The 25,565-nt window shown below is 41.0% G+C and carries 27 protein-coding genes; 9 read left to right on the forward strand and 18 right to left on the reverse strand.

All coding sequences use genetic code 11. The features are described from left to right. Nucleotides 1-38 precede the first annotated feature (38 nt). From PZB74_RS20810 to PZB74_RS20835, 6 genes are read right to left on the reverse strand one after another with little or no spacing between them, the layout of a single operon-like run. On the reverse strand, nt 39-695 hold the full coding sequence (locus tag PZB74_RS20810; protein WP_302239185.1) for a hypothetical protein: 657 nt from the start codon (nt 693-695) through the stop codon (nt 39-41). Nucleotides 696-730: 35 nt separating this feature from the next. Then, entirely contained in the window at nt 731-1,609 is an 879-nt protein-coding gene (locus PZB74_RS20815) for a hypothetical protein (protein ID WP_302239187.1), read from the reverse strand. A gap of 2 nt (nt 1,610-1,611) precedes the next feature. Next, nucleotides 1,612-1,938 carry a hypothetical protein gene (locus tag PZB74_RS20820; protein WP_302239188.1) on the reverse strand — a complete coding sequence of 109 codons (327 nt, stop codon included), beginning with the start codon at nt 1,936-1,938 and terminating at the stop codon, nt 1,612-1,614. Between the two features lie 6 nt (nt 1,939-1,944). After that, nucleotides 1,945-2,472, reverse strand: a complete 528-nt coding sequence (locus tag PZB74_RS20825) for a hypothetical protein (RefSeq protein ID WP_302239190.1) — start codon at nt 2,470-2,472, stop codon at nt 1,945-1,947. Nucleotides 2,473-2,481: 9 nt separating this feature from the next. Continuing rightward, entirely contained in the window at nt 2,482-3,297 is an 816-nt protein-coding gene (locus PZB74_RS20830) for a transglutaminase-like domain-containing protein (protein WP_302239191.1), read from the reverse strand. 3 nt (nt 3,298-3,300) lie between these two features. Next, entirely contained in the window at nt 3,301-3,786 is a 486-nt protein-coding gene (locus tag PZB74_RS20835) for a hypothetical protein (protein WP_302239192.1), read from the reverse strand. Nucleotides 3,787-3,912: 126 nt separating this feature from the next. Between PZB74_RS20835 and PZB74_RS20840 the strand changes: the two genes are divergently transcribed. From PZB74_RS20840 to PZB74_RS20855, 4 genes are all read left to right on the forward strand, one after another. Continuing rightward, nucleotides 3,913-4,209 (forward strand): helix-turn-helix domain-containing protein, encoded by a 297-nt coding sequence (locus PZB74_RS20840; RefSeq protein ID WP_302239193.1) that lies wholly within the window; start codon nt 3,913-3,915, stop codon nt 4,207-4,209. Nucleotides 4,210-4,280: 71 nt separating this feature from the next. Beyond that, nucleotides 4,281-5,057 (forward strand): hypothetical protein, encoded by a 777-nt coding sequence (locus PZB74_RS20845; protein ID WP_302239195.1) that lies wholly within the window; start codon nt 4,281-4,283, stop codon nt 5,055-5,057. Between the two features lie 25 nt (nt 5,058-5,082). Then, entirely contained in the window at nt 5,083-5,439 is a 357-nt protein-coding gene (locus tag PZB74_RS20850) for a hypothetical protein (protein ID WP_302239196.1), read from the forward strand. Nucleotides 5,440-5,583: 144 nt separating this feature from the next. Continuing rightward, the gene (locus tag PZB74_RS20855; RefSeq protein ID WP_302239197.1) at nt 5,584-5,904 is read left to right on the forward strand and encodes a DMT family transporter; all 321 of its coding nucleotides are present in this window, start codon (nt 5,584-5,586) and stop codon (nt 5,902-5,904) included. A gap of 91 nt (nt 5,905-5,995) precedes the next feature. Here PZB74_RS20855 and PZB74_RS20860 read toward each other — a convergent pair whose 3' ends face one another. The 5 genes from PZB74_RS20860 to PZB74_RS20880 form a co-directional block, all read right to left on the reverse strand. Beyond that, the gene (locus tag PZB74_RS20860) at nt 5,996-6,829 is read right to left on the reverse strand and encodes a hypothetical protein (protein ID WP_302239199.1); all 834 of its coding nucleotides are present in this window, start codon (nt 6,827-6,829) and stop codon (nt 5,996-5,998) included. Next, nucleotides 6,830-7,192: a hypothetical protein gene (locus PZB74_RS20865; RefSeq protein WP_302239200.1), complete on the reverse strand. Its 363-nt coding sequence runs from the start codon at nt 7,190-7,192 to the stop codon at nt 6,830-6,832. A 5-nt stretch (nt 7,193-7,197) separates the two neighbouring features. Further along, entirely contained in the window at nt 7,198-7,479 is a 282-nt protein-coding gene (locus tag PZB74_RS20870) for a hypothetical protein (RefSeq protein ID WP_302239202.1), read from the reverse strand. A gap of 4 nt (nt 7,480-7,483) precedes the next feature. After that, a complete protein-coding gene (locus PZB74_RS20875) occupies nt 7,484-8,128 on the reverse strand; it encodes a hypothetical protein (protein WP_302239203.1) in 645 nt (214 codons plus the stop codon). Between the two features lie 440 nt (nt 8,129-8,568). Next, entirely contained in the window at nt 8,569-8,766 is a 198-nt protein-coding gene (locus tag PZB74_RS20880; protein WP_302239205.1) for a hypothetical protein, read from the reverse strand. A gap of 120 nt (nt 8,767-8,886) precedes the next feature. Between PZB74_RS20880 and PZB74_RS20885 the strand changes: the two genes are divergently transcribed. The 3 genes from PZB74_RS20885 to PZB74_RS20895 all read left to right on the forward strand — a co-directional run bounded on the left by PZB74_RS20885 (nt 8,887) and on the right by PZB74_RS20895 (nt 12,983). Continuing rightward, nucleotides 8,887-9,390, forward strand: a complete 504-nt coding sequence (locus PZB74_RS20885) for a helix-turn-helix domain-containing protein (RefSeq protein ID WP_302239207.1) — start codon at nt 8,887-8,889, stop codon at nt 9,388-9,390. Between the two features lie 1,460 nt (nt 9,391-10,850). Continuing rightward, entirely contained in the window at nt 10,851-11,600 is a 750-nt protein-coding gene (locus PZB74_RS20890) for a hypothetical protein (protein ID WP_302239208.1), read from the forward strand. Between the two features lie 12 nt (nt 11,601-11,612). Beyond that, nucleotides 11,613-12,983, forward strand: coding sequence for a fibronectin type III domain-containing protein (locus PZB74_RS20895; protein ID WP_302239209.1), 1,371 nt, complete (start codon nt 11,613-11,615; stop codon nt 12,981-12,983). A 148-nt stretch (nt 12,984-13,131) separates the two neighbouring features. Here the strand turns inward: PZB74_RS20895 and PZB74_RS20900 are convergent, their stop codons facing one another. Beyond that, nucleotides 13,132-14,517 carry a mercuric reductase gene (locus PZB74_RS20900; protein ID WP_302239210.1) on the reverse strand — a complete coding sequence of 462 codons (1,386 nt, stop codon included), beginning with the start codon at nt 14,515-14,517 and terminating at the stop codon, nt 13,132-13,134. A 167-nt stretch (nt 14,518-14,684) separates the two neighbouring features. Next, the gene (locus PZB74_RS20905) at nt 14,685-15,542 is read right to left on the reverse strand and encodes a transporter (RefSeq protein ID WP_302239211.1); all 858 of its coding nucleotides are present in this window, start codon (nt 15,540-15,542) and stop codon (nt 14,685-14,687) included. A 422-nt stretch (nt 15,543-15,964) separates the two neighbouring features. On the opposite strand from PZB74_RS20905, the gene PZB74_RS20910 reads away from it, so the two are divergent. Then, nucleotides 15,965-17,050: a tetratricopeptide repeat protein gene (locus tag PZB74_RS20910; protein ID WP_302239212.1), complete on the forward strand. Its 1,086-nt coding sequence runs from the start codon at nt 15,965-15,967 to the stop codon at nt 17,048-17,050. Between the two features lie 13 nt (nt 17,051-17,063). Then, nucleotides 17,064-17,594 (forward strand): YfiR family protein, encoded by a 531-nt coding sequence (locus PZB74_RS20915; protein ID WP_302239214.1) that lies wholly within the window; start codon nt 17,064-17,066, stop codon nt 17,592-17,594. A 115-nt stretch (nt 17,595-17,709) separates the two neighbouring features. Here PZB74_RS20915 and PZB74_RS20920 read toward each other — a convergent pair whose 3' ends face one another. The 5 genes from PZB74_RS20920 to PZB74_RS20940 all read right to left on the reverse strand — a co-directional run bounded on the left by PZB74_RS20920 (nt 17,710) and on the right by PZB74_RS20940 (nt 25,490). Further along, nucleotides 17,710-18,684 (reverse strand): phosphatidylinositol-specific phospholipase C, encoded by a 975-nt coding sequence (locus tag PZB74_RS20920; protein WP_302239216.1) that lies wholly within the window; start codon nt 18,682-18,684, stop codon nt 17,710-17,712. A 75-nt stretch (nt 18,685-18,759) separates the two neighbouring features. Next, complete coding sequence (locus tag PZB74_RS20925) at nt 18,760-20,283, reverse strand: RagB/SusD family nutrient uptake outer membrane protein (protein ID WP_302239218.1); 1,524 nt, start codon at nt 20,281-20,283, stop codon at nt 18,760-18,762. A 42-nt stretch (nt 20,284-20,325) separates the two neighbouring features. Next, nucleotides 20,326-23,727: a TonB-dependent receptor gene (locus PZB74_RS20930; RefSeq protein ID WP_302239220.1), complete on the reverse strand. Its 3,402-nt coding sequence runs from the start codon at nt 23,725-23,727 to the stop codon at nt 20,326-20,328. A gap of 54 nt (nt 23,728-23,781) precedes the next feature. Continuing rightward, nucleotides 23,782-24,807, reverse strand: coding sequence for a FecR family protein (locus PZB74_RS20935; protein WP_302239222.1), 1,026 nt, complete (start codon nt 24,805-24,807; stop codon nt 23,782-23,784). 77 nt (nt 24,808-24,884) lie between these two features. Continuing rightward, the gene (locus PZB74_RS20940; RefSeq protein WP_302239224.1) at nt 24,885-25,490 is read right to left on the reverse strand and encodes an RNA polymerase sigma-70 factor; all 606 of its coding nucleotides are present in this window, start codon (nt 25,488-25,490) and stop codon (nt 24,885-24,887) included. Between the last annotated feature and the right edge of the window lie 75 nt (nt 25,491-25,565).

Consider the following 25,565-nt stretch of genomic DNA (forward strand, 5'->3'; position numbering starts at 1 on the left):
GATTTAGATGTTAATTGATTATTGATTGAGTTTTTTCTTTATGAAGCTCTTCTGCGATCAAAGGCTCTTACGGGTTCATCAAAAGCATACTGATCAATGCTTCCCATACTGCTGAGCTCAGTTGTACGATCAGCAAATTCGGTCTGATCAATTCCCGATACACTGCTCATCTCCGCAATCAGGCGATTGAGCTCCTGTCGCTGATTTGAATTCAGGTTGATCTTAGCGGATTTGTTGGGAGCAAACATGCTTTCTGATGCTATGCCTGCCAGGCCAACCATTTTATTGACCATAGGAATTTTGTCTATGTAGGCATTGAGCATGATGTTTTTCAAGTATTGCTCTCCCCGTTCTTTGAAGTTGTCCTCTATCAGGCCTGATGGAAGGAAACCTGACACAGTAGCACTGTCGGTAGTTGCTTCGGCTACCTTTTGTGATTCAGTAACCGGCTTAGTGGTAGCCACGCCGTTGACGGCCATACCTACGGCCATGGTTTTGGTCCACTCCGGCCATTTAAAGTGATTGGCCGAAGCCAGCAAAGCGAAGCCAGCTAAAAAGCTATTTCGTCCGATACCGGCACCTACAGCACCACCCGCAATGGCAGGCAGCAACAGAAGAGCGGTATTGCCCAAACGGCTGCTTATTTTCTTAGCCCCTCTGGTAGCTACAGCAGCAGTATTTCTTTTTTTTCTCATGGAAATGAATTGATTTAGATATTTGATTGAGTGAATTATTGAAGTGGTATTATGCCTAAGGAGGAAGCTGACTTTTTCTTAACTGCTCGTTTCCTGCTTACTGGTCTTTTTTTGGCCCTGGTAGTTTTCTGAGTTCTAGTCTTTCTGATTGTAGTTCTTGAGCGAGTTTTACTTCCCGGATCACCATCAGCATGCTTCATTTTCGTGATGAAAAGCCCTGCCAGCAGCAGTGCCCCTCCCGCTACAAGTGTTTTTTTGTTTTCACTTACCCAGGTACCCATGCCTGCTTGTTGAGTTGTAAGTGACTCATCAATACTGGCATTAACCTTATCCTCTTTTTGGGTGATAGTAGCAAGAGATCCGGTAATACTTGAAACCCCTGAGGCAATCTCTGAAATTTTGGAAAGTGTACTTCCTGCTTTGGCAAAAGCATCCGCATTGGCATTACTTTCAGTATTCCCTAAGCCTGATATTGAGACACCTGCTTTGAGATCAGCCAGCAGTTGCGCTGGAGAAGTCAACAGTATTCTTTCTTCTGCTCTAATAGAGATTTCTCCCAGTGAATTATAATCTACCCTTACTGCCTGATCCCGGTTTCCAAATCCTTCAACGATTGCTTTGGCAAAGTCTTTTCTATTACCTCCCAGCTTGGTGTACTCTGCTTCTGCTCGGGCAAGTCTGCTTTTAAGATTGGTTATTTGCCGACCATTAAGTCCTCGGCCTCTTAAGCTTTCAGTCTTTACATAACCCCACCGCAGCTTGTCGGCAGTTTTATTCCAATCTATTTTGAGCCCGATAAGCACCCCTAATCTCTTCATCTGATTAGGGTCATTATTGAGAGGATTTACAGAAGTGTTGCTGTATTCCCTTAGCCCTTTAGCTTCCGAGACTCCTGATAATAGTTGTATTTGCATGATTAGTCTTTCTTGCTGTTCAAAGCGATAATGAGTATGAGCGCTGCGGCTCCCAGGCCCACCGGCAGCAACCAGGATGGTGTAGCAGAACTAGGCACCTGATTTTGCGTTACTGTAGGCGTTTTGGATTGGGTGTATTTGCTAAACAGATCAGCTGCAGTGGTGGTGGCTTTGGTAACGGTGTCCAACCAATTCCCACCACTTTTGGTATTTTTAGCAGCATCAGAAGCTGCCCAGGCATCAATATCAGCATCAATGTCAGAGATAATGTCCGTTGAAGATCTGGCTACTCTCCCTAAGGATTGAAATTCTTTACTGTCAATACTCATGACTGATTATTTAAGCACAAAAAAGAGAATGGCTGCTGTAGCCGCCCCACCAATAAGCATATTCTTCGTGGTGAAATACTTTTTAAAGCCTTCCTCTTCAGAGGCAGTGGAAGCTGCCACAGTGGAGACTGCCGTAGTGGACACTGCCGTACTTGTAGGTACTACCGGTACTGATGTGTTAGAACTTGTTGTACTCAGTGGGGCACTGTTTATATTGGGCGCAGAAGCGGCTCTTTTTTGTAAGGCAGCAGGGTTTTTAATGGCTTCCCACAATCTTGCGACATCCGCTTTGGCTGCCTTCACACCAGAATCCTGATTAGGGTGTCCCACAAAATAATTTTTGTAAAGCAGATGAGAGGTGGGCTTTTCCCGCCATACCCAGGCGATATTGCCCCCGATTTTGTATTGTAAGCTAGACACCGTTGGATAGCTTCCCTGCTTATACATATTGTTCAGGTAGGCTACCAATTCAGCATCTGAGACACCGGAAAGACTGGCAAAATCACTGAAGGCTAATTGATCTATATTGCTCATATTGAATGATTATTTTCTTTTGAAATAGATGTAAAGCAGCATGCCTGCTCCGGCAGTCATGGCTATGTTTTTAGGTGTAGCATATGCTTTCAGCATGCTTGCATGGAACCCACTAAGCGCTTTTTTAGGATACAAAGGCAGCCTCACCGCTGGCAAACCTGCCAGATGATTATCTTCACCGAATTCAGCAGCATCAATACCCGCAGCACAGCAAAGTGAGTTACTGGATATTCCTGATAAACCTGCCTTACTCATGAAGACAGGCATCTCATAATCCCGCTTCTGACTGTATGGCACCTCATAATTGAAGCGGTAGTCTACCACTGGATCACAGGTGATGTATCCACGACTTCCTCTATTAGATTCATAAGGAATGACCACATAGATATGCTGCCAGTGGGTTTTGCCATTGTATTTGGTAATCCTGAAAGAATGTGGAATGCCCAGATTAGTCAATACTGAGCTGATGAAAATAGAATAGTCCTCACAATCTGCTCCCCTTTTACGGTCATGCCAGGTACGGGCTGGGGTTCTTACTCTTTCTACTGCCCCTACATCTTCTGCCCTATTATCCAACTGATACTGGACATAGGTTACTATGAACTCCCATATGTTTTTAGCCGTCTGCTCTCGAGTCTCACCCTTCAAAACTGGAGCTATCTTTTTGGTCTCCGATAAAGTTTCAGCTACTACTTTTTTACATAGTGCTACCGTTTCCTCTACACTACCTCCGGATTTGACAATGATCTGTCTCAACCCTTTGGGTTTAGTAAAGTACTTATCATACTGCGTTCCTGGAAGAATCTGTCTATTGGCTGACTGCATGGGCTATTTGAATAGTTTGAGCACGATGGGTTCTTCTTCCTCAATAGGAATGAAGTAGTTCACTTTGGCTTTAGTCTTCATTAAGAAAGTTAAGCCTGAGGTGATCAGCTGTAAAGCTTTACTTTGACCTACTATGGAGAGTAGTTCAGCTTTGGATAAAGTCTCCAGATACAAGTCAAACTCATTGCTCCCGCCAGGCTTTACCACTATGGTTTGATTCTGAGGTTTGGTGATTAGTATTGATTGTTGGCTCCCTTTGGGAAGTACATACAACACCTCTACATTAGGATTTTCAATCCTTAGGGTGGTTGTGCCTTTATTGATCAGCTTCACATGGGCTTTGAGTACTGCACGGTCCATGCTAAGGCTATGGAGCTTGATATCCGTGACAGTTTCCAGTGCCTCTCCGGTTGCTTTGAGTTGGTAGAGGTAGTACCCTCCGGCAGCAACCAAACCTGCCGATAATAATGCAAAATTTGACTTGTTCATAGCGCCTGTATTGGGCTTGTTAGATTCCAAAACTGGGGGCTTTCTGGCTTTCATCCAACTGCCTGACCGACTATGAAGTACTAAGCCGTACCATGTCGACTTTTTGGGGATTTTGACAAATTTTTAATGCTTGGGTTCTCTATATTTCTTAAAAAAAGCAAAAACCATAAAAGCATAATGAGGATATATTTGCGAAGATTTGTAAGCAGAAAGGAGTTGGCTGACCGTTTGGGAATTAGTGAGGCCACGCTGAAAAGGAAGATGAAGCGGGTGCAAGGTATTGAGCAAAAAAGATACGAACTGCTTGATTCTGAAATAGTTTCCGCCTTTTTTAATACCTACTCCCTTTCTCCCCGAAGCCTGGAAGATATCGCAGACTATGAGTTGAGCAGCTCTTGGAATAACACAAAGTTAGCTTGTTAATAACGTAAGGTTAGCCCATGAGCCTATTCCAACCATGAGCAACCACCAACAACCAGGTAAATATTGTACATATGATAGATCAGCTAGAGTTCAATCAAAATCAGGGTAACCTGGGGACTACCAGGTCCTCTGCTTATACCAATGCCAGATCCGCTAGTAGTAGTACTTCAAGCAGAACTTCTGCCAGCACCAGCGCTCGTTCCGGAAGTTCTTCTACCAGCAGGTCAGGTACTAGCAGTTCCTCTTTTCTGGACCGTTTGAGAAACACTACGTCCCGAGCCGTACAAGTAGCAGATCAGACTCGTCAGGTTCAGGAAAGAACTGCTTCTTCTCCTGTTTCTAGTTCAATCAGCCGTTCATCTGCAAGCAGAAGTCCTTCCCGTGGGGGTAGCAGAAACAGTATAACTACAGTGACTCCTTCAACAGGTAGAAGTGGAGTAGAAAATGATACCAATCCTTCCATACAGATGACTACAGGTAGGTCTGCGCAAAGAGCAAGCAGAGCAGTAAGTCCTGAAGAGAATAGTGATCGGATGCATGCCACGCGTTACTTAAATGAATTCAAGGAATTGGCAAAAGCTATTGAAAAGCAAGCTTTTGTGCTTACCCAGTCTCAATACGCTGACTTGCAAAATATCATTGCTCAATACCAAGCAAACAATGGTGATTTAGAAACCCTGAGACTAATGATGCAGTACAGCCAATTGGAAGTTGAGGGAGGTAGACCTACAACCAACCCTATGATGGCTGCCTTTGGAGATATAGATTCCAAAAAAGCAATCTACATAGGGGCCGGGCTGCTGGGATTGGTCCTTCTTAAGAAAATAGCTAAGCGTAACGACAAATAATATCCCATCTTAAACTGTATTTACAATGATAGACCAACATGATTTTCAGCAATTAGGGAGGCTCACCAGATCCAGTGACTACGATCCCCGTGTCCGTAATTACGATCCCTATGCACCAAAGAACTATGTGACCAATGAGCAAGGGGTGATCATCCAAGATTCTGTAAGAAGTAATTCGGGAAGTACTTATTCAATACAACAAGCCCGAGAAGCCCGTATTGCTAACAGAGCACGAAATACTCCCAATATTGCAGAGGGCTCAGCTATGACCGCAGGTTTTGGGGATATTCCTAAGCCAGTATTGATTGGTGGTGCAATATTGGGAGGGGTGTTATGGTTCAAGCTTATTAAAAAGAATAAGCAAACTAAAAGAAAACAATAACTTTTGGTAAACTACAGGATCTCTGATATACATAGAACATTTTTAGTATGCTACCGTTGTTGTATCCTACAGGAGGAACGGCCTCCCCCATATTGGGATCAAAGCCCGGGACGGCCCGGGGTTAACCTAAAAAAGGAGGACGTTATGGCTTGGTTTTATTTGCTTCTTGCTGGTGTATTGGAGGTTGTATGGGCCTATTTTATGAAACAGTCAGCAGGATTTACACGACTTATACCCTCACTCATTACCTTTATTTCAATGATTGCTAGCTTCGCTTTGCTTTCTCTTGCTATGCGAACGCTCCCTCTAGGGACAGCTTATACCATTTGGACAGGTATTGGAGCAGTAGGTGCTTTCATTCTTGGCATTGTATTATTAGGTGAAGACTTTAGTTACACACGTCTGTTAGCAGCAATTTTGATAGTTTCAGGCCTTGTTCTTATGAAACTTTCATCAAGCCATTAGAAAGAAGTACTGTCACAATTTGAAACATAGAATTAGCCACAGTTAGGCTATCTGCTTAACTGTGGCTTAACCAATTTCCTGGTAAGCCTAGTTATTTATTGCTCTTACAAGTCCTTTTATGAACATTATGTGCATTGACATTGGTGAATGTGGATTCACAGTGTGGGCAGTATAATTTTTCGTAGGCTTTGAATATTTTATCTTGTTGGTCTTTTACTATCCGTTGGGCTTGTAGAAGCTCTTGTTCAAGACTCTGCTTTTGTTCGTTAGCTTCGCTGAGTTCCTGATAGTAGGTGGTAGCTGCTTCTTTGGATTTTGTAAGCTCCTGCTTCATCCTTTGTATTGCTTCGTTGAGCTTAGAAACTGCTTCGTTGGCCTTGGTTGCTTCTTGTTGGGAGCTCGTTAGTTGCCGTTCCTTGTTCGTAAGCGTTTCGTTGAGCAGTCGGATCGTTTCCTCTCTTTTTGATAATAGTTCGTTTACCTCTTGTAGTTTTTCTACAGCTGAGCGATTGTTTTTGACTTCGTAATATTTACCCACCAGAAGATATACTACCAAGTAGTTGATGCTGGCAATAAGGATTGAAAACAGATGGGCTGAAAAGATAGCCCTGTTGCTTTTACCCGTGAACTCAAAAGCATCAAAAAAGAGTGCGGTAATACCATAGGAGCAAAAGGCATAGAAGATAGTAAAAGCATGGCTTACCAGTTTGCTATTGGTGGCTGTGAGCAAAATCATTAAGTGTATAGCTACCGCCAGAAAGCCAGCGGCTACTTCCCTGGACAAATCCCCCATCTCAGCAGGAAGTAAGCCACTGATTAGGGCTTGCGACTCAAAAATTAAATAACCAAAAATGGCAAAGAAACCAATCAGGATGGGGGGAAGTGAGAAAAGCGAATCCGCTGCTTTTTCGTAGAGTTTTGTCATTTAAAAATAGATTTTGCGCAGCTGTTGATCATTGATTTGTAAGAAGCCCTTGGCTTTCCAGGCAACATAGGTGATAAACTTGGTGAGGTAGTAGCGGTGGGAAAGCTTGTCATTGGTAAATGGCATATAAGTACCTCTTTTCAATAGGTCATTGCTCAACATATGTTCTATACTGTCACAGGCATGCTCATTGACTAACTCGCAAATGTTGATATCATGAGCTTCCAACAGTTTGTTCAAAGCCAATAAGAAGTCATTTTCATTGCAGGTATGGCAAGCTAGTAACTTGGGATTGTACCTACCTTCACTATCTGTTTCGGGAAGGATTTCCAGCCAGATATATTTCATGCTAAGGTTGTTCATGTTTGCTATAGTTTGGAAGTATTATTTTGCTGCAGCTGTAGGTTATGGTCAAAGTATTCTATGGCTCTTTCCAGCTTTTGTCCTTCACGCAAGCGATAGAAATTCTTGATCTTCTCTTTTTTGACTAACACCAAATCTACTTTGAAGATGGTACCTACCGGCCACTGTAAGCGAGACTTCCTGGATGCGGATACAAAAAGTAGAGGAATATTCTGGTCAGCTAAAGGTTGTAGCCGCACTCTGTTTTTGATCCTTACCGATTGTATGTAAACATCCAGGTAGTGCATAGTATCAGAATTTGAATTTCAAGGCTGCTTCTTCTGCCAGGTTTTGAGTCCGGTTAAACATCTCATTGTCAAACTTTCGGGTATCTATCCTGCTGAAGTACTTGTTTTTACAGTTCTGGTAGAAATGAATAACATGCCCAACAGGATATTCATTCTTTTCAATCAGCTCTATGCAGTACTGTAGCAGATGCCTGGGATTCAGAAAGGCATGTACATTAGAATCTAGTTTATCCACTTCAGAAGCCCTCCCTTGCCGGCGAAAGTTTCTCTCAATATGCTCTAGGGGCTCCCCTCTCTCTATAGCCTCATAGAAAGCGCTAAGCCATTTGCTAAGCCTCTTATCTCTTAAATATTCAGGATTTAGAGAAGGCATTTTATAGGTGCAAGTGACAATGGTAGTGTAGGGTGGTTGATTCAGCTTATATTCAATTTCCTTAACCGGTGTGATTCTTTTACTGGGTCTCAGATAGCCTTTCACATACATTCTTAAAATGAAGTTGGTCAGCGTATTGGTAGGATCTACATTTTCGTCAAAGCCTACTTTTTTGCTGTATCCCGGTATCACCTTGCCGTTCAGGAATCTGATGACCTGCATATAGGTGGCATTATCGGTATCGTAGGGAGCTAGTTCAAATTTTTTATTAGGCATAGTTTGCGTTAGTTAACTTATTAAAGTTTTAAAGTAAGAAAGTATAAAGGGTAGAGAACTTATGTTGAAAACATAGTTTGGGCTTAATGGAAAACTAAGTCAATCCTGAAAAAAATAGCTTGGTTGCTATTCGGACAATAAGATTCTCTTCTCGGAATTTTTTGCTATCTTGGGAGCAAATTCCGCAGTATAAATGCCGCCATTGCGGACTTTCCTCAAAATCAGTTTCAAGCAATTTTAGACCGGCTGCGAGACGCTGATTTTAGGGAGTTCTTTATGGTCATGAATAATTAAGGTGGCTTAATGATTTTCATTCTTAAGGTGTTTTATTGTGGATGATTAGGTCTTAAAATTTTGTAGTTTGAGACAATTAAAGTTTTAAAGTACCAGAAAGCACTTTCATCTATTGGGAGTGCTTTTTATGTTTTATTATGAAGTGGCTATCTATTTCTTTCTTTTTCTTCTAATGGACGAAAATCATCAAGTTCTTCACCAAAGTGATCTGTTAAATAATTCTCTATCAATTGCGATAAGTTTACTGCCTTTCTCATTGAAAGCTCTTTAATACCATCCTTCTTCCATTTAGTAATACTAATAAAAAAAGAATCTTTTTTAAGCTTGGCACTTGTATCTGGCATAGCTTTTATTATTTTTACTAAAAATTATTATTAATACTCCTTTGTATTAATTTTAAGCAAATATTTAATTATTACTGAAATAATCAAATAATATTTTATTTAAAATAAAATAGAGTAATTATGACTAACATTGGTAGTAGAATTAGTGAAGCTAGAAAAGCTGCTTCTATTTCGGCAACTGATTTGGCTAAACACTTAAACAAAACCTCTAGTACTATAAGCCAGTACGAATCAGGGCGTATAAAAGTGGGAATTGAAACACTAGTACAAATTTCTGAAATATGTAGGGCTGATTTATATTGGTTATTGACTGGAAAGGGTAATAAAATTATAAGAGAGGATGATTTGATAGATGAAAAATTAATCGCTTTATCATCTAGTCAGTCTGAAAAAATTGATGTAGATGTTTTAGTAAAAATTAAAAATGAAGTTGAAGGGCTTTACAAAGCTCAAATAGAAGATTTGAAAAAGCAGCTTTTAAAGGCTGAAGAAGAGAAGAATAGATTTATTAATATTGTTGAAAAATTTGTTTCGGTAAAGCATAAGGTAACTGGAAATCTGGCCGCAGTAGTTAGGGAAATAAATAGTTTTTCTACTGTTCCAGTTACCACTCGACTTTGTTAAGTCGTATAAGGCTAAAAATCAATAGGTTACGACGTAAGATTCGAGTCCCGTCCAGACCGCTAACAAAAATTTTAAAAGCCTGTAATTCATGGAATTACAGGCTTTTTTTTGCGTAAATATCAATGTATTTTTTTCGCCTCTCCTACTAATATTTAAATCTTCTCTGCTCATTCTACGCTTTCTGATTGCGATTATTTCTTAGCTATTTATACAAGGCAGGTTTGCTAACCCTCATCATTAGGCAAATCTCTTTTACTAATATGCTATCATCCCGATACATCTGTATGAGTAACTTTTGCTTATTTTATTCAATGCTTTCGGCCTACCTCTAATATTAGCTCTAGATTGTGCTGCATGATTGCCTCCCAGTATCAATTCAAGATCAGGTTACCCTCAAACTTTGCCAGGGTACCGAACATATGGAACACAAGCTTACCGTGGAAGAACTTATATCAATGGATTACTGAAGGCTTACCAATACTATCCCTCTTTTTCCAGATATCCCGATCAGTTGATGCGGACTTTGAAGAAACAGCCAAGTCTATCCAATCACCAATATATCAATGAATCTCCTTCACGAAGTCTCACTTTTACCTTATACCCTATCCCGGGGTTAAATTAGTTTTATGTATAAGTATGTAATTGCAAGTGTTTTAGGCTGTAAAATAGCTCAAACAAAATTATTTTTTAGTAAGCTTTAAAGATCACTTTAAGTCTTCTGTTAAACATTCTACAACCATTTTCACCAAAACGTTTAAGCTAATTAAGAATCAACAGGAAGATGTCCGAGGAAAATGTACAACAGACATTGGATAAGGCGCAGAGATGCCTTGCATCCTTTACCCCCCAGCACAGAAACAGGAGATAGAAAGCTCCTATTTAACCTACATAATAGATTTATTTAGCTTTTGCTGAAAGTGCCAAAGTAGAAAGAAGGTTGACATTCGGATTATGTTGGTTTGAACCCCATGATATCGCTTCACCCATTCAGCTATACCTGAAGTAAGAGCTTCCTAATTGTCTACGATGCATTAAAACACTAAAAGACATGTCCTATATTTTTTACAGGATATAAATATGACATTTATAGCTACTAAAAATAGCAACTAATAATTGATTTAGTTATATAACTAATTTGTAAAATTACAATATGTATTCCCCAAATAATTTTATACTTACACTATTACTTTTTAAAACAATGTGCATTTGCCGAATTTTTGCTTTTGGAGTGATCATACTAAGTGATTGAAGCTTTTTGAAATAATCGGTGGTCTACTCTCCCATGCGGAGCATCCTAAGCGTAGATAGATAGCATTCCTTATCTATTGATCAGCTTTAACGCTACATCAGCGAGCCAACAAAGTCATAACCATCTGAATTTCAACATTTTGCCACTTAAAAAAGCACGCAAACATAAAGTTTACATGTGTTTGGGATCTCTAACTATATAAAATTGATTAATGAAAAATTTTACAAAATTATTCTACTTCCTTAGCCTATTTGTAGTAGTTATAGGCATAATTTCCTGTGAGGAAGATGGCCCATCAGCGGAAGCACTCAATTCAGATTGCGGTTCGGTGACAATACAAGCTACATCTGATGTCCAGACGATTGATAGATTACCTAAGGGGGTCGTAAAATTGTTTTCGGGAGGTTACAACAGATCTGTTGATAATGACTATGGTATCTATGGAAAGACATATATATACCAAAGCAGAGACTCGATCTTTCGGCATGATATGATTGTCACATTTGACTACTATATTATTGCGAATGTAGACCAAGATACTGTTGATAGCGGTGAGGTTACGTTCAGAGTGAATAAGGGAGATCATTCTGAGGTCGTTATTCCTTTTTTCACCTACTCCATTAATGAAGAAAGAATAGGCTATTTGTATCACCATCATAAGATTGCAAACATTAAACTGGATTACCAAAGTGAATGTCCTGAATTAGCGAATGAGGAAAGTATAGATGAAGATGAAGTAGAGGAGGCACAAACTTCCGATGAGAAATATCCGCAACCGGTATTAGGTACGCTAAAAAGTAAAACCTCGAGTTCATTTATTGTTGCGGAAAATGGAGTAGTTCCAGGGAGCAAAACAGCATCATCATTTGGTTTATTTTACTCGGCTGGAGAGTCGGCGGTAAAAGTACCTTCTACTGGAAGTCTGGAAGGTTTTGAGCTTGAGGTATCAGGCCTTAAGTAAGCGACTAAATATATGGTACGTGCATACGCTGTACAGGATGACTCAACCTTTTACAGCAATAATTATTTGATTGTGGAAACGGATGCCAAGGAGATCGTAAAACCTACTGTATCTGTGGGTACTGAAATCAAATCTAAGACATCCAGTTCATTCTCGATTGCTGGTAATAAAGTAGAAAATAGCATCCCTGAGCCAACGGAATTTGGGGTAGCGTATGCACTGTCAGATGACTCTACTAAGGTCGTTGAAAAAATTGCCTCTGCTGGCAGTGCTTCTGGCTTTGAGGTAGAGGTTCCTGGACTTGATGCAAATACAGAATACTTTGTCTGGGCCTATGCGGTGCAGGAAGGCGAAACTATTTACAGTGCTTCGTCTACCACTGTAACAACAGCAGGTGAAGAACCCACCGTTACTGTAGGAACTACCGTAAGTAATGTTACGTCTGGCTCATTCACTATTGCTGGAAATACGGTGGATGGTGGTTCTCCGGCCCCTACTGAGTTTGGTGTTGCCTATGCTATGACCGATGATTCGGCCAACAGCCAAAAAATACCCTCTAACGGCAGTGCTTCCGGCTATGAAGTATCAATTTCTGAGCTTGATGCAAATACGGAATATTTTGTCTGGGCCTATGCTGTGCAGGAAGGTGAGACTATTTACAGTGCTTCATCCACCAGCGTAACGACCTCAGGTGAAGAACCTACCGTAACTGTTGGAACAACGGTGAGTGAGGTTACGTCTGGTTCGTTTACCATTGCCGGAAATATAGTAGATGGCGGTTCTCCTGCCCCCACGGAATTTGGTATTGCCTATGCTACGACCGATGATTCGGCCAACAGCCAGAAAATATCCTCTAACGGCAGTGCTTCCGGCTATGAAGTAAGCGTAACAGGGCTAGACCCAGAAACCACTTACTATGTATGGGCTTACGCCGTACAGGATGGAAATACTATTTACAGTTCATCCTCTAAGCAGATTGTTACTGAAGCGGAGGTTGCTACTCAGGGGACCGTCACGTTTAATAGTCAAGAATACACCATTGATGGTGGTAGCTGGAACGAGTTCATTTCTGGAGAGATATTATTTGATATGTATCAACAGGGAGATGGTTTCCAGGATTTTGGTATCGGTATTACCCTGATTTCTAACGACCCTGAAGGAATCGTTTCCGGAACATACACATTTAATGGTAGCGGGCTTAAATTTGATGATAGTTCCCAAGTTTCCACTACCAATAGCAGTCTCGTATCTACCTACTACGATGCTACAGGAGGTACCATAATATTGACTATTGAGGCCAATGGTGACTATACTCTGGAAATGGATTTCACTACGACTAGTGGCTCTGTTACTGGAACTTACACCATACCCAAAGTATATTAAACAACATAAATTTATAGGTATGTAAACAAAGCAGCACCTCTCCAACTGAACTGGGAGGTGCTGTTCTATTATGGAAGTAAGGTATTAAATTAGCTAATGAATTCAATTAAGACTAAACAAGCTATTCCACTACCTGTAACTTACTTTGTTATTCGGGGTCTTCTACACTGGCAAAAAGGTTGTTTAAAGTTTCTCCGTAGGTAGGATGAGCGAAAATTCCATCTCTTAACTGCTCGTAGGTAAGCCCACCCATCATCGCAATTTCCAGCATTGACATCATTTCACCTCCAACTTCTGCCAGACAGCTAGCCCCTAAAATCGTTTTGTCCTCAGGGCTTACCAACACTTTAAGTATACCACTAGTTTCATTAGCTTCTATTGCTCGTGCTGCTTTTGACATGGGCATCTGAGCTATCTGGTACTCAATACCTTGCTCTTTTGCCATCTTCTCATTTAAACCTACCCTCCCGAGTTCGGGTTTGGTAAACATAGTATATGGCACTAGGCGATCACTAATTTTTCTTTTCTTCTCTCCAAACAGATAGTCGTTTACTATTCGGAAATCATCGTAAGAAATATGTGTAAACTCAGGCCCTCCTTTGCAGTCACCCAGCGCAAATATACCTTCCACATTCGTTTCCAGATACTCATTGACTTCTATATAATCGTGTTTTGCTAGTGTAATACCACTTTGCTCAGCTTTCAGGTTTTTGGTATTCGGATTTGTTCCGATTGCAAGTAGTAAATGGGAGCCTTTAATAGTTTTATTGACCTGCCCTTCAAGACTGCACACAATGTTAGCTCCAGATTTTTCAACCTTACTGAGCTCAGAATTGAGGTATACATCTACTCCTTCTTCTTCCAGAAATTCTTTAATATATGCTGCTATGTCCTGGTCTTCTTTAGGCGCCAGTTGTTTAGCATTTTGAATGATACTGACTTTACTACCCAGCCTACGATACATTTGTCCAAACTCTAGACCTATATATGACCCTCCTAAAATGATCAGATGCTCAGGCAGCTCTTTCAGATCCATCATGCTCTTAGAGGTAAGATAGTCTATTTTATTTAACCCCTGAATGTCTGGAATACGAGGACTCGTACCCACATTAATAAATATCTTCTCAGCGGTCAGTTCTTCTTCTCCCCCCTCGTTAAGCGTGACTTTTATTTGTTTTTTACTGACAAAACTAGCTTCACCAAAAAAGTAGTCAATATTATCGCTTTCAAAAATGGTCTTTTCAACACCTTCTCTCCACTGTTTAACTATTTCATCTCTACGTTTGATTACCTGCTGAAAGTTTGTTTTGGGGGCAGTGGCTTCAATTCCTACCTCTGCTGCTGTACTTACTACATGGCTTACACTTGCAGAAGCTACCATCGTTTTGGTAGGAGTACAACCATAGTTAACACAGCTACCCCCTGGATGCTGTCGCTCTATTACTGCCGTTTTCCAGCCTTTACCTGACAAAGTGCTTGCCAAGGGGCTACCTGCCTGACCTACTCCTATTATTATTGCGTCATATGTTTTCATAAGAAAAAATCGTACGTAAAAAAATCTATCCTACTTTCAAAAAAGATAAAGAGGGGCCAGTAACAAAGCTCCTCTTTAATTCAAAAATTGTTACTAAATCAATCTTATTCAGTAGTAAAATGTTTGCAGGCAGTAGTTTACTCAGGTTTAATTAGTGAAAATAACGTTTACAAATTAAAAATTAGACTACCGCTTATCCGACTGGCCAGACCTACATTTCTGCCGGATACATACTGACCATAACCCACCGATACCCCTACTAATGAAGAAATTGGATAGTATGCATTTGCTCCTAGCTGCGCATAGTTGACACGAGTCTCGTTAAAAGGTACTTCTCCAGGGGTAATATCCGGAGCATCACTGTCCGAATACTGACTCTCAGACCAGATATCTAAATAGAATTTAGCAGCGGCAAAACCTACCTTTGCTCCTAATACAGTAGCATTTGGCACATCATTGCTGCGAAGTGAGTAGCCAGCCTGTAGGTTGGCAAATAATCCGCTCTTAGTTTGATACTGTATTAATACTTTGGGGTCCATACGCGTAGACTGGTTACCTATAGACAGAACGGCATCAGCTTCGTAGTCGCTAAGTGGAGTGGAAAGACCAAGAGCTCCTACAAAAGATAGCTTTCCCCCATCTGTTTCCAGACTTAGGGGATTCCATTCCAGAAAAAGAGACACATCCTGAAGATTATCCACATCCTGGTCAAGTGTTTCATCATCACCATCTCCTTTAGCCTGTATATAGGGCAAATTGACTATAATATCAAGTTTGTCAGTAAGTCCGTAAGCTGCAAACAATGAAATACTTTGCGTACTAATCTCGCCTCCGTAAGGAGCGGGAGCATCACGCTTTTCATCAGCAAAATAAAACTGATCATAGGATTCCCAAGAGTAAGACAAGGCAATGGTAGTATTACCCTGACCGAGCGTAAAACCATCTGTTAGGTTTTGGGCCTGTAAGCTTGAAGTAAAAAACCATAAAATGGTTAAACCTGAAATAACTTTGTAGAAGTAGGGCATCTCATAGAAAATTTTGTCAAAATAATATATGTTAAAAGAATTATTACTTATCGTTAAACAGACTAAAGTTCCTAATTTCATATCAGATAAAATGTCATTCAAAAGACAGATACTAAGCTTTTATAAAGGCTTATTCTTTAAGGTTTTGAGATATCATTTTTTGTAATTCTATGAGAATATCACATCGTAAGAAGTAAATACCATTAAGGAAATAATATCATAAATACTCCTTTATATTTGCTTACTAAAGCCTTCAGTCCATACACAAACAGGACGCTACATACGGGCAAAGATTGTTTATTATCTGCTATACATCGTCAGTTTTGAAAACACGAAAAATTGTCAAATGCATATTCAGCCTAGTATTAGTCTACTCAAGCCTTAGCATCTGCTTTTTAGCTCAGGTTGCAGGACAATCCTTAATGGTAGATCAGGCATATGCATTGTTTAAAGAAGGGAAGCTGGAAAAAAGTCGTGAAGCTATAGATATGGCTGCTGAACACCCCAGCACCGTACAAGATCCTAAAACATGGTACCTGAAAAGCTTCATTTACAAAGAACTTTCCGGTACATCTAAGTCAGATGATATTAAAAAGACAAGTATAGCCTCAGCACTTAAATGCATAAGCATAGATACCGCTGGTCGCTATACTAAAGATTGCCGTGCTATCCTCAAGTTTGTCTATACCTCATATTTGAACGATGCTGTCAACGCTTTGAACCAGCAAGAATTTTCCACTGTAATGTCTACGCTTAAGCCTATACTGGAAAGCGAAGACGAGGCAGCGAACCCACTAAGGCCTCAAGCTCTGTTTTACACAGGGTATGCTCTACTGCAGAGCAGTAAACAGCAAGAAGCCAGAGATTTCTTTTTTCGGGCATTGCAACTAGGTTTTCATGATCCTCTGATCTACGAAACTGAGGCGATGTATAGAATGAATAACTCTGAGTGGGATAGTACAAGATATTATTTAGACCAGGGACTTCAACAGTTTCCTCAGGATGCTAACCTGCTAGTGAGTAAACTCAATTTTCTGATGATGGGTGAACAGTATGAAGCTGCGGAAGAGACGGTAAAGCAGTACCTGGATCTTTACCCAGAAAATACTGAAGGGCTTCTTCTGGCAGGTACGATCTATGAAAAGCTGCTACCCCTATCTGAGGATTCAAACCTGTATTACGAAAAGCAAATTCAGGTCTACGAAAAAATTCTAAATAAAAACCCCGACCATTTACAAGCTAATTACAATCTGGGCATCGTGTATTATAACCGAGCCGTAAAAACAATCAACCAGGCCGCTCAAAACTATGACATGGATATACTGGCGTTCAATAGCCTTTTAAATGAGTGTAGTCAGCTATTCATGAAGGCCCTCCCCTATGTAGAAAAAGTAAGTAAACTTGATGACACTCATGTTAATGCGCTCAAAGCACTGGAAGGTATTTACTATAATATCAATGATTATGAGCAGTACAATTTAGTTAAAGTAAAACTTGAAAAATTGTAGACACAGTATCCACATGAAAACAAAACTTCTAATAATTAGTGCTTTGATGGTTTTCGTAGGGTTCTGTGCTGATGCTCAAACCCCAGAGAACTATAAAGAAACTCAGGACAAGATCCACACGATATATCTGTATAACTTTTCGCGATACTTCGTCTGGCCAAAAGCCAAGTACGAAGAGTTTGTGATTGGAGTTATGGGCGAACATAGTGTTTCTGATGAGCTGAAAAAAATGGCAGAGGCTAAAACCGTTGGTGGCAAGCCTATTAAGGTTAAAACTTACAGAAACCCTAAAGATATAGACACCTCCTGCCACATCGTGTTCATTCCTTATGAAAACAGTTACTGGCTCAGTGAAGTACTTTCTCATACCAGAAACAACCCGGTATTAGTGGTAAGTAGCAAGCCGGGTATGGGCAAGTTTGGTAGTCTGCTCAATTTTATTGCTTATCAGGGAAAAATAACCTTTGAAATTAACGAAGAAGCCATTCAGAACCGTAACCTACAATTTGCTCAACAGGTGAAAGCTATTGGAAAGGTGTTATAAACCACTCATCATATCCATTGAAAAGAGGCCGTTTGAATGAAATCCAAACGGCCTCTCGTATTATATACGATCTATTAAAACTTCTTTATACGTATCATAAATGATATAACAACTACTAGAAATTAGTATCAATGATTGGTTCGGTAAGGGTGTTATCTGCAAAGTCCATGATGACTACCCCATACCTTCCGCTAGGCTGCGAATTGAAGTAGTTACGAACTCTTGGGTTGATGTTATCAGACACTGCATCTATGTCGGGGATACCGAACCAACCGGGCTTATAGCCACTGGTATAATTTAAAAACAATCTGCTTTGGCTAGCGGAAGTGCTAGCTTCAACCAACAAATTTTCAATAGCATTCCATTTCGAATTATTATCCGGTACCTGGTACTGATCTTGAACCTTGAGCTGTGCCTGCGCATTGTTTATTTCAAATGTTGTATTGTCAGACCAGGCAGTAGCAGCAATACCCTTAGGTAGCAAAGAAGCTGAGAACCTTCTCAATAATACTATTTTACCTCTTACCTGCCCCAAGTCAGGTATACCAGCCCCCAAATACCATTTGGAAGGGTTTTGTTGTACGTAGCTGTCAAAAGTCTGCTCAAAAGAGCGTGTATTGTTAGTTGGATCATACTCTTCCTTTACTGACATAACGATGGTCTCATCTGGATTGGACTGTAAAAAGCTAAAGCAGTCATTAAGCACATCATTAAAATTAATGTTTTGATATACCACACCATGATGTATGGCAAAAGCATCGTCAATGTGTCTGCACCTGATATCCAGATAGCGTACCCCTGCTTGTAGCTGCTGTAGAATACTTAGATCCTGACATTTTGCAGTCCCGGAAAGCAAGGGATGATCGTAACGAGCGCCGCTATCATGTGTACCCGGTATTGATAACGCAGACAAGCTGGTAGCATCGCTGAGTACGCTCATCCAGTTTTGGTTGGTGTAAGTATCAGTTTGTATATTCTGATCAGCCAAAGGCATATTCCCAGTCTTCATGAGTTGGAGGTTTTCCTGCTCACAAGAGGCAAAAGCAAAGAGCACAAACAGGCTAAAAAAAGATTTTAGTAGGTTTTTCATGATTGTAAGTATTGGTTTGAAAAATGATTGAGTAAAAAAAACCGCATCAGAATATTCTGATGCGGTGTAAATTATTTACCAGCCTTCGTTCTGGCTTAATATGCCATTGCTAGCCTCAATTTCATGTGGTGGTATAGGCCACACACTATGGATTTCAGGATCAAACTGAGGGCGTGCTGGCCAGGCCACACTACCGTCATGCGCGTGAAGCGGTTGTGCATAAATGGAGTCCGCATCTCCCCAACGTACCAGGTCAAAATGGCGATCACTCCATTCTCCCGCTAACTCACATCTTCTCTCCCGCTTAAGGTCTTCCATATTAGCTCCGCTAATGGGAGAAAGTCCGGCACGAGTGCGCACTTCGTTAAGTGGAGCATCTCCGTTTTTACCATCTGCTATCAGAGCTTCAGCTTTGATCAGTAGAACTTCCGCATAACGGATTAGCGGTACATTTAAGTCTGTAGAAGGCTTGTCGCCATTGGGGTTAACCCGGTTTACATCGCTAAAGGGCTCCACGTACTTTCCAAACATATAACCCGTTTCGTTATTTGAAGTCTGGTACCAGGTAAATGGCTCTCCAAAATAGGTAAACTCTGTTCCTTCTTTAAAAATAGTTACATCACGACGAGCATCACCTTCCTGATAGGCATCATAAAGTTCTTTGGTGGGTTGGTAGTACCCCCAACCGTTGTACTTACCCCAACCTTTATTTTCAAACATAACCCCAGGTAAAATGCTCCCAGTCTGGGTATTTGATACAACCGACCAGATGTATTCGCTGCCAAAGTTTTCTGCCGATGAAAAAACAGCTCTATAATCTTCTGATGGATTTCCGGTATTAATTAAGGCATGCTGACCTGAGTTTATGACTAAATCTGCTGATTCTACTGCCTTAGAATACTTGGAAGCATCATACTGTGCCCAGTATAGATAAGTTTTCGCCATAAACGCCTGAGCAGCAGTTTTATGGGCTCTACCTCTGTCTGCTGCACCATATTCACTAAAGTAAGGAAGCAGTGCCGCGGCCTTTTCAAATTCGCTCACGATGTAAGCGTAATTTTCATTGACGTGAGCAGTACGCGGAATGTTGAAGTTTGCCATATCTTCACGATCAATGATAGGGACACCAGCTTTTTCATTCCCAAAGCGATAAGCCAGATCCAGGTACATAAGCCCTGAGAAAAAATAAGCTTCACCCATAATTCTGTTTTTCAGGCTTTCATCTATCTCCATACCTTCCAGGTTATTTATGATATCATTAGCCCTTTTGATCACCGTATATTTTTTAGACCAAATGTTCCGAATATAGCCTTCGTCACCGGTACAAATAAAGTTTTTCATATTATCAGGGTCAGCCTTTACCCTACCTGTTACCATATCATCACTGGCATTAATGAACCAGAAGTAACCTCTACCATACATATCGTCATCGGTCATGGCACTGTATAAGCCATTAGAGGCTGCAATGGCATCACCGTCAGTTTGCCAGAAGGTAGCATCAGTGGGAGAACCTATGGGTCTAAGTTCCAGAAACTCTTCGGAGCAGGCCGAGACCGTCAGTATCAAAAATACGAGAATACTATATTGTAATGTTTTCATAAGATTGCATAGTTGTATATTAAAAATCACGCTCCTGAAGTGTTAAAGCCCAATGTTTAATCCAACAATGAAGCTTCTGGACTGAGGATAATACCCCTGATCTATACCATGATCAGCAATAACTTCAGGGTCCATACCAGAGTATTTAGTGAGTGTTAGAAGATTGGTAGCCGTGAAGTAAAGCCTGAAAGAAGAAGTTCGTATGCGTTCGCGCAGCGCTAAAGGCAGTGTATAGCCGAGCGTCAGATTTTTGACACGCATATATGAGGCATCTTCAAGATACCAGTCAGAAGTTGTTCCGAAATTGTTATTTTCATCTTTAACTGACACTCTTGGTATGTCGGACCCAGTGTTGTCAGGCGACCAGGCATCTTTGATATCACTCATCATATTATAACCCTGCGTAGGCTTTAGTGTACTAAACTTTAAGCCGTTAAATACCTTCACGCCCTGTACACCCTGAAGCAACATGCTCAAATCAAAGTTTTTGTAGTTCAGGTTCAAACTCATACCATAGGTCAGGTCAGGGAAGTTGTCACCTTTAAACACCTTATCTTCTTCATTTAACTTTCCATCACCGTTCTGATCTACAAACTTCAGATCTCCTGCCTGAGCCAGAGCTTGTATTGGCTCGCCATCGGGTCCGGTATAGCTCTCCACTTCCTGATCGCTCTGGAAAAGCCCATCCGTTTCATACACATAATACGAGTAGATCGCGTGCCCAACTTCGCTACGCAATGGCTGTAAAATACCTCTAACATTGTTGCCATGTTGTATGTTGGTGTAGTTTTCGCCGAGGCTGGTCACCTCATTCTGTATAGTAGTAATGTTTGCAGAAACATCCAGGTGAAGGTCACCAATATTGTTATTATAACCCAGCTGAAACTCCAAACCTTTGTTTTCTACCGAACCTGCATTTTCCCAGGGGGAATTAGACACGCCAGCTGTACCCACAAGTGGTACCTGAAGCAGCATATCATCTGTCTTTTTGATGAAGTAATCTGCATTTACATATACCTTATTTTTAAGCAAACTTGCATTGATGCCAATATCTGTTTGCGTAGTGGTTTCCCACTTGATGTCAGGGTTAGCAATACCATCTATAGCATAGCCATAATAATCTGTGTAAGATGCAGGGTCCCCTAAAAGTGCCTGAGTACGGCTCAGAGTAATGGCTGTAGGATAATTTCCTAATGCACCCTGGTTACCAATTTTACCCCAGCTTGCCCTTACTTTCAAATCGTCCAGCCAACTGGCACCATCCATAAAGCCTTCGTTGGTAAGTCTCCAGGCCAATGATGCTGAAGGGAACACACCCCAGCGGTTGTCTTCGCTAAGCTTAGAAGAGCCATCTCTACGCACAGTAGCCGTAAAGAGGTATTTATCGTCAAAGTCATAATTCAGTCGAGCCAGGGTAGAGATCAACGAATTTTCGCTTTTACCACCGGCAGGTGTACCAAAAGGGCCATTAGCATTAGGGAAGTATTGTTGGTCTGGCACTTCGCTCTGGAAACCACGAGCATCCATTCTAAAGTACTCATAACTGTTTTTCTGAGCCATATAACCTAGCAAAAGGTTAAAACTATGCCTGTCGGCTAATACTTTGCTGTACGATAATGTATTCTCTATTACATATGCATTAGAGATGATGTTCTCCTGGCTGAGTTCGTTATAATCAAAAATTTTACCCGGCTCGGTAATCCGTGAAGTGAAGCTTTTGGCAGAAGTGTTAGAGCGGTTAAGCCCGGCATTTAAACGATAATTGAGTCCGTCAATCAGGCTATATTCCAGATAAACATTTCCCGTAATATTGGTTGTTGGGCGCTTGTGGTTCAATCTGTCTAGATAAGCTACCGGATTAATCAGATCACCATAGGAACCTATATAACTACTTCCACGAGGAGCTACTCCTCCGTACAGGCCATCTTCTTCATTCTCCCAGATTGTAGCACTAGGAGGGTAATACAATGCTGTAATTACTGCACCGGTGTATCCGGAAGTTGTGTTCACCCCATAGTTTCCGTTGTTAAACGCCAAGGCGAAGTTTTCTCCTACCTTAAGTTTATCATTAAGGTCAAAGTCGCTATTTAAACGCAGCGAGTATCGCTCTGCCCAGGTGTTCTTTAATGTACCTTCGGTCTTTTTATAACCTAACGAACCATAGAAACGGCTATGCTCACTTCCACCATTCACTGAAAGATCATAGTTCTGGATAATACCAGTCCTGAAAATCTCATCCATCCAATTGGTTCTGGTTTCCAGGCCATATGCGTTAGTTTCTGCTTGAATATATTCTCTGCCCGCATAGTCCGCTGCATACCCTCCATTATCAAAAGCAAGGTTCATTACATCGGCATATTCCTGAGCATTTAAAGCGTCCAGAGTATTCCAGGCATTTTGTACTCCTGCATATGCATTCAGGTTAATACTGGGCTTTCTGCTACTGCCTTTTTTAGTAGTCACAATTACCACACCTGCCGCTGCACGAGCTCCATAGATAGCCGCCGCCGATGCATCTTTTAGTACAGTAAGTGACTCAATGTCTGCTGGGTTAGGCAAAGTAGCTCCCGGTAAGCCATCTACAACATACAAGGGCTCTTCATTAGACAAGGTACCTATACCTCTTACCCGCACAAGAGGAGCAGCCGTAGGGTCTCCCCCATTATTGAGCACTGTAACTCCAGCTACAGTACCCTGCATAATCTGCTGAGCATTGTATATGGGGCGTTCATTAATCTGTTTAATCGCGTCTACTTCAGCTACAGCTCCAGTAAGGTCTTTCTTTTCTGCTGTACCATAACCGATAACGACCACATTGTTTAATGAGGTTAATGATGGCATTAGCGTAACATCTATAACAGACCTACCCCTCACAGGTATCATTTCAGTTTCGTATCCGATAAATGAAAAGGCCAGAGTATCCGTTTCGGCTACCACCAGTTTGTAGTTACCATCTATATCAGTGATCGTACCCAGATTAGTGTCTTTTACCAGCACATTTACGCCAGGTATCGGTAGGTTATCTACATCTGTTACTCTACCGCTTACTGAAATTTCGGATATTTTATTAATAGTTTGGTTTTTTTCGGGACGCTTTACAACGACAATACTCCGGTTTATCCGCTTAAAATTCAGGTTTGTCTGAGATGCTACCGAGTACAGTATATCCTTTAAGGATTTGTTTTCTGCTTTTACAAAAACCTGCTGATTTAAATCTACATAGCCGCTACTGTAAGAAAAGGTAAACTCTGTACGCTTCTCTATTTCGCTCAGCACATTTTTTACATTGGTTTTGCCTAATGTCAGGCTCAGCTTAATTTCGCTCAGGCTTTGCTGACTTTCGGCCCGGGCTTCCACAATGGTGGTACTCAGCAAAAGCTGCACAGCAAGCCATAGGCATACTGTCCTGCTTATGCCTATGAATGACAATACATGTTTTTTCATAAACAACGAGGTTAAGTAAGTAGGTAAAAAAAAGATTAAGTAATGATGATAGCTTTATTCAGTAGCGCAGGGAGACTCTTCCAGTACCACCTGCCTTGCATTTATCTGATAATTCATACAAGCCGCATAGTGCATCACTTCCAGTATGCTCTCCAGAGTTTCGTGCTGAAAAGCACCGGAAAATTTCCTTTGTAGTAAAGCTGCCTGTCTAACCTCTATTTCCACATCGTACCAGCGCTCCAGTTTTGGTAATATTTCTGCCAAGCTCATATCCTCAAATACTAGCTTACCCTCTCGCCAGGCAGTTATCGCAATTATATCCTGTTTACCTTTTAGTAAAGAGCTACCACTATCAGATAGGCGTACACCTTCAGTAGGCTCCACCAGCTTGTACACACTGCTATCCTGTTTTAGTTGTACATTCACCAAGCCGCTAGCCACAGCTACCGAAGCTTTGCCCTGCTCGTATTCATTCACGTTAAAAGAAGTACCCAGCACTTTTATCTCAAGAGATTGAGTCTGTATGCTAAAAGCTGACTGCTCATTACGCACTACATCAAAAAAGGCTTCTCCTTCTAGGGTAACTTTTCTTTGCTTAAAAGCGCGGTCATAGCTAAGACTACTACCTGCATTGAGCCACACCTTAGAGCTATCAGGTAAGCGAACGGTCTGTATTTTACCTTTAGGCACACGTATCTCTACCATGTTCGGCTCGTACTCAGCTACTGTCTGTTCAACAATAATTTCTCTGCCTGGCAGCCACCAAAGCGCTAAAGCCAGAATAATTGATACGGAAGCAGCCAGCCCTAAATACATAGGGCTCAACGATGGACTTTTCTTTTGTACTGGTGCTACTGACTCTTCCAGCGCAATAAGTTTATGACGTAGCCTCTGCTTACCCCGCTGCAAATTATAGCTTGGGTAATATCTTTCTTTTTTCCACTCTCGCACTGCTTCGTCATACAACTGCTTTTTGTCTGGTTCTGAAGCCAGAATATCATGCAGCCTATGCTGTTCTTCAGGACTTGCTTCTCCTGACAAAACTCTGGTAAGCAATGTCCAAAAGTGTGCTTCGTTCATTTTTATGCTCTTCTACTACTATGACAGTAGTAGAAGAAACAATCTGGTAGTCTGTAGCAGATTTTTTTTATTTTTTTTTACAGCTGTAGAGAAAGTAAAAGTGTAGTAGTAGCCGATAGGTAATGCACTAAGGAGCTAAGGTGTGCTTTATATCCATTCATGTGTTTAACGGCCAGGGTCATATGCTTTTGAACCGTTTCCACTGATATATTGAGCAGCTCTGCTATCTCTTTGTAGGGGAGGCCATCCAGTCGGTTGAGCCTGAAGATGAGCTGACGTTTAGGGGGCATCTGAGAGATGAGTTCATCTACTTTATGAAAAAGGTCTTCGTAGTACAACGATTTCTCTACGCCTTCTTCCACCGGATAAGCCTGGGTATAATCCTCATAGCTTCTGTGTCGCTCCTCTTTCTGCAAAAGGTTAAGCGACTGGTTTTTTACAGCTACCAGAAAATAAGACTTAAGTTTTTGGCGGATAGTCAATGTTTGCCGATTAGCCCACAGCTTTACAAACACATCGGCCACAGCCTCTTCTGCAAGCTGAACATTTTTAAGAAAATAGAGAGAAACTTCCACCAGCGTATCATAGTACTTTTCAAAAAGCGCTTCCAAAGCCTCTTCATCTCCAGCCTTGATCATGTGGAGCATTTGCTCGTCACTCAACTGATTGTACTTTTCTTTCATACTCACCGATGTGGAAGAAGTTTACTACAAAAGAAAAATTTAATTTAAATGAATATTCAGTCAGACGATTAAATT

Origin of the sequence: Porifericola rhodea, assembly GCF_030506305.1 — a bacterium.
GTDB lineage: Bacteria > Bacteroidota > Bacteroidia > Cytophagales > Cyclobacteriaceae > Catalinimonas > Catalinimonas rhodea.

Excerpts from the sequence above, each read along its gene's own strand:
- PZB74_RS20880 (WP_302239205.1), bottom strand. The coding sequence starts at position 8,766 with ATGCCAGATACAAGTGCCAAGCTTAAAAAAGATTCTTTTTTTATTAGT.
- PZB74_RS20895 (WP_302239209.1), top strand. The coding sequence starts at position 11,613 with ATGGTACGTGCATACGCTGTACAGGATGACTCAACCTTTTACAGCAAT.
- PZB74_RS20810 (WP_302239185.1), bottom strand. The coding sequence starts at position 695 with ATGAGAAAAAAAAGAAATACTGCTGCTGTAGCTACCAGAGGGGCTAAG.
- PZB74_RS20815 (WP_302239187.1), bottom strand. The coding sequence starts at position 1,609 with ATGCAAATACAACTATTATCAGGAGTCTCGGAAGCTAAAGGGCTAAGG.
- PZB74_RS20885 (WP_302239207.1), top strand. The coding sequence starts at position 8,887 with ATGACTAACATTGGTAGTAGAATTAGTGAAGCTAGAAAAGCTGCTTCT.
- PZB74_RS20900 (WP_302239210.1), bottom strand. The coding sequence starts at position 14,517 with ATGAAAACATATGACGCAATAATAATAGGAGTAGGTCAGGCAGGTAGC.
- PZB74_RS20910 (WP_302239212.1), top strand. The coding sequence starts at position 15,965 with ATGGTAGATCAGGCATATGCATTGTTTAAAGAAGGGAAGCTGGAAAAA.
- PZB74_RS20930 (WP_302239220.1), bottom strand. The coding sequence starts at position 23,727 with ATGAAAAAACATGTATTGTCATTCATAGGCATAAGCAGGACAGTATGC.
- PZB74_RS20920 (WP_302239216.1), bottom strand. The coding sequence starts at position 18,684 with ATGAAAAACCTACTAAAATCTTTTTTTAGCCTGTTTGTGCTCTTTGCT.
- PZB74_RS20925 (WP_302239218.1), bottom strand. The coding sequence starts at position 20,283 with ATGAAAACATTACAATATAGTATTCTCGTATTTTTGATACTGACGGTC.
- PZB74_RS20940 (WP_302239224.1), bottom strand. The coding sequence starts at position 25,490 with ATGAAAGAAAAGTACAATCAGTTGAGTGACGAGCAAATGCTCCACATG.
- PZB74_RS20905 (WP_302239211.1), bottom strand. The coding sequence starts at position 15,542 with ATGCCCTACTTCTACAAAGTTATTTCAGGTTTAACCATTTTATGGTTT.
- PZB74_RS20935 (WP_302239222.1), bottom strand. The coding sequence starts at position 24,807 with ATGAACGAAGCACACTTTTGGACATTGCTTACCAGAGTTTTGTCAGGA.
- PZB74_RS20835 (WP_302239192.1), bottom strand. The coding sequence starts at position 3,786 with ATGAACAAGTCAAATTTTGCATTATTATCGGCAGGTTTGGTTGCTGCC.
- PZB74_RS20825 (WP_302239190.1), bottom strand. The coding sequence starts at position 2,472 with ATGAGCAATATAGATCAATTAGCCTTCAGTGATTTTGCCAGTCTTTCC.
- PZB74_RS20840 (WP_302239193.1), top strand. The coding sequence starts at position 3,913 with ATGCTTGGGTTCTCTATATTTCTTAAAAAAAGCAAAAACCATAAAAGC.
- PZB74_RS20860 (WP_302239199.1), bottom strand. The coding sequence starts at position 6,829 with ATGACAAAACTCTACGAAAAAGCAGCGGATTCGCTTTTCTCACTTCCC.
- PZB74_RS20870 (WP_302239202.1), bottom strand. The coding sequence starts at position 7,479 with ATGCACTACCTGGATGTTTACATACAATCGGTAAGGATCAAAAACAGA.
- PZB74_RS20845 (WP_302239195.1), top strand. The coding sequence starts at position 4,281 with ATGATAGATCAGCTAGAGTTCAATCAAAATCAGGGTAACCTGGGGACT.
- PZB74_RS20890 (WP_302239208.1), top strand. The coding sequence starts at position 10,851 with ATGAAAAATTTTACAAAATTATTCTACTTCCTTAGCCTATTTGTAGTA.
- PZB74_RS20915 (WP_302239214.1), top strand. The coding sequence starts at position 17,064 with ATGAAAACAAAACTTCTAATAATTAGTGCTTTGATGGTTTTCGTAGGG.
- PZB74_RS20820 (WP_302239188.1), bottom strand. The coding sequence starts at position 1,938 with ATGAGTATTGACAGTAAAGAATTTCAATCCTTAGGGAGAGTAGCCAGA.
- PZB74_RS20855 (WP_302239197.1), top strand. The coding sequence starts at position 5,584 with ATGGCTTGGTTTTATTTGCTTCTTGCTGGTGTATTGGAGGTTGTATGG.
- PZB74_RS20830 (WP_302239191.1), bottom strand. The coding sequence starts at position 3,297 with ATGCAGTCAGCCAATAGACAGATTCTTCCAGGAACGCAGTATGATAAG.
- PZB74_RS20865 (WP_302239200.1), bottom strand. The coding sequence starts at position 7,192 with ATGAACAACCTTAGCATGAAATATATCTGGCTGGAAATCCTTCCCGAA.
- PZB74_RS20875 (WP_302239203.1), bottom strand. The coding sequence starts at position 8,128 with ATGCCTAATAAAAAATTTGAACTAGCTCCCTACGATACCGATAATGCC.
- PZB74_RS20850 (WP_302239196.1), top strand. The coding sequence starts at position 5,083 with ATGATAGACCAACATGATTTTCAGCAATTAGGGAGGCTCACCAGATCC.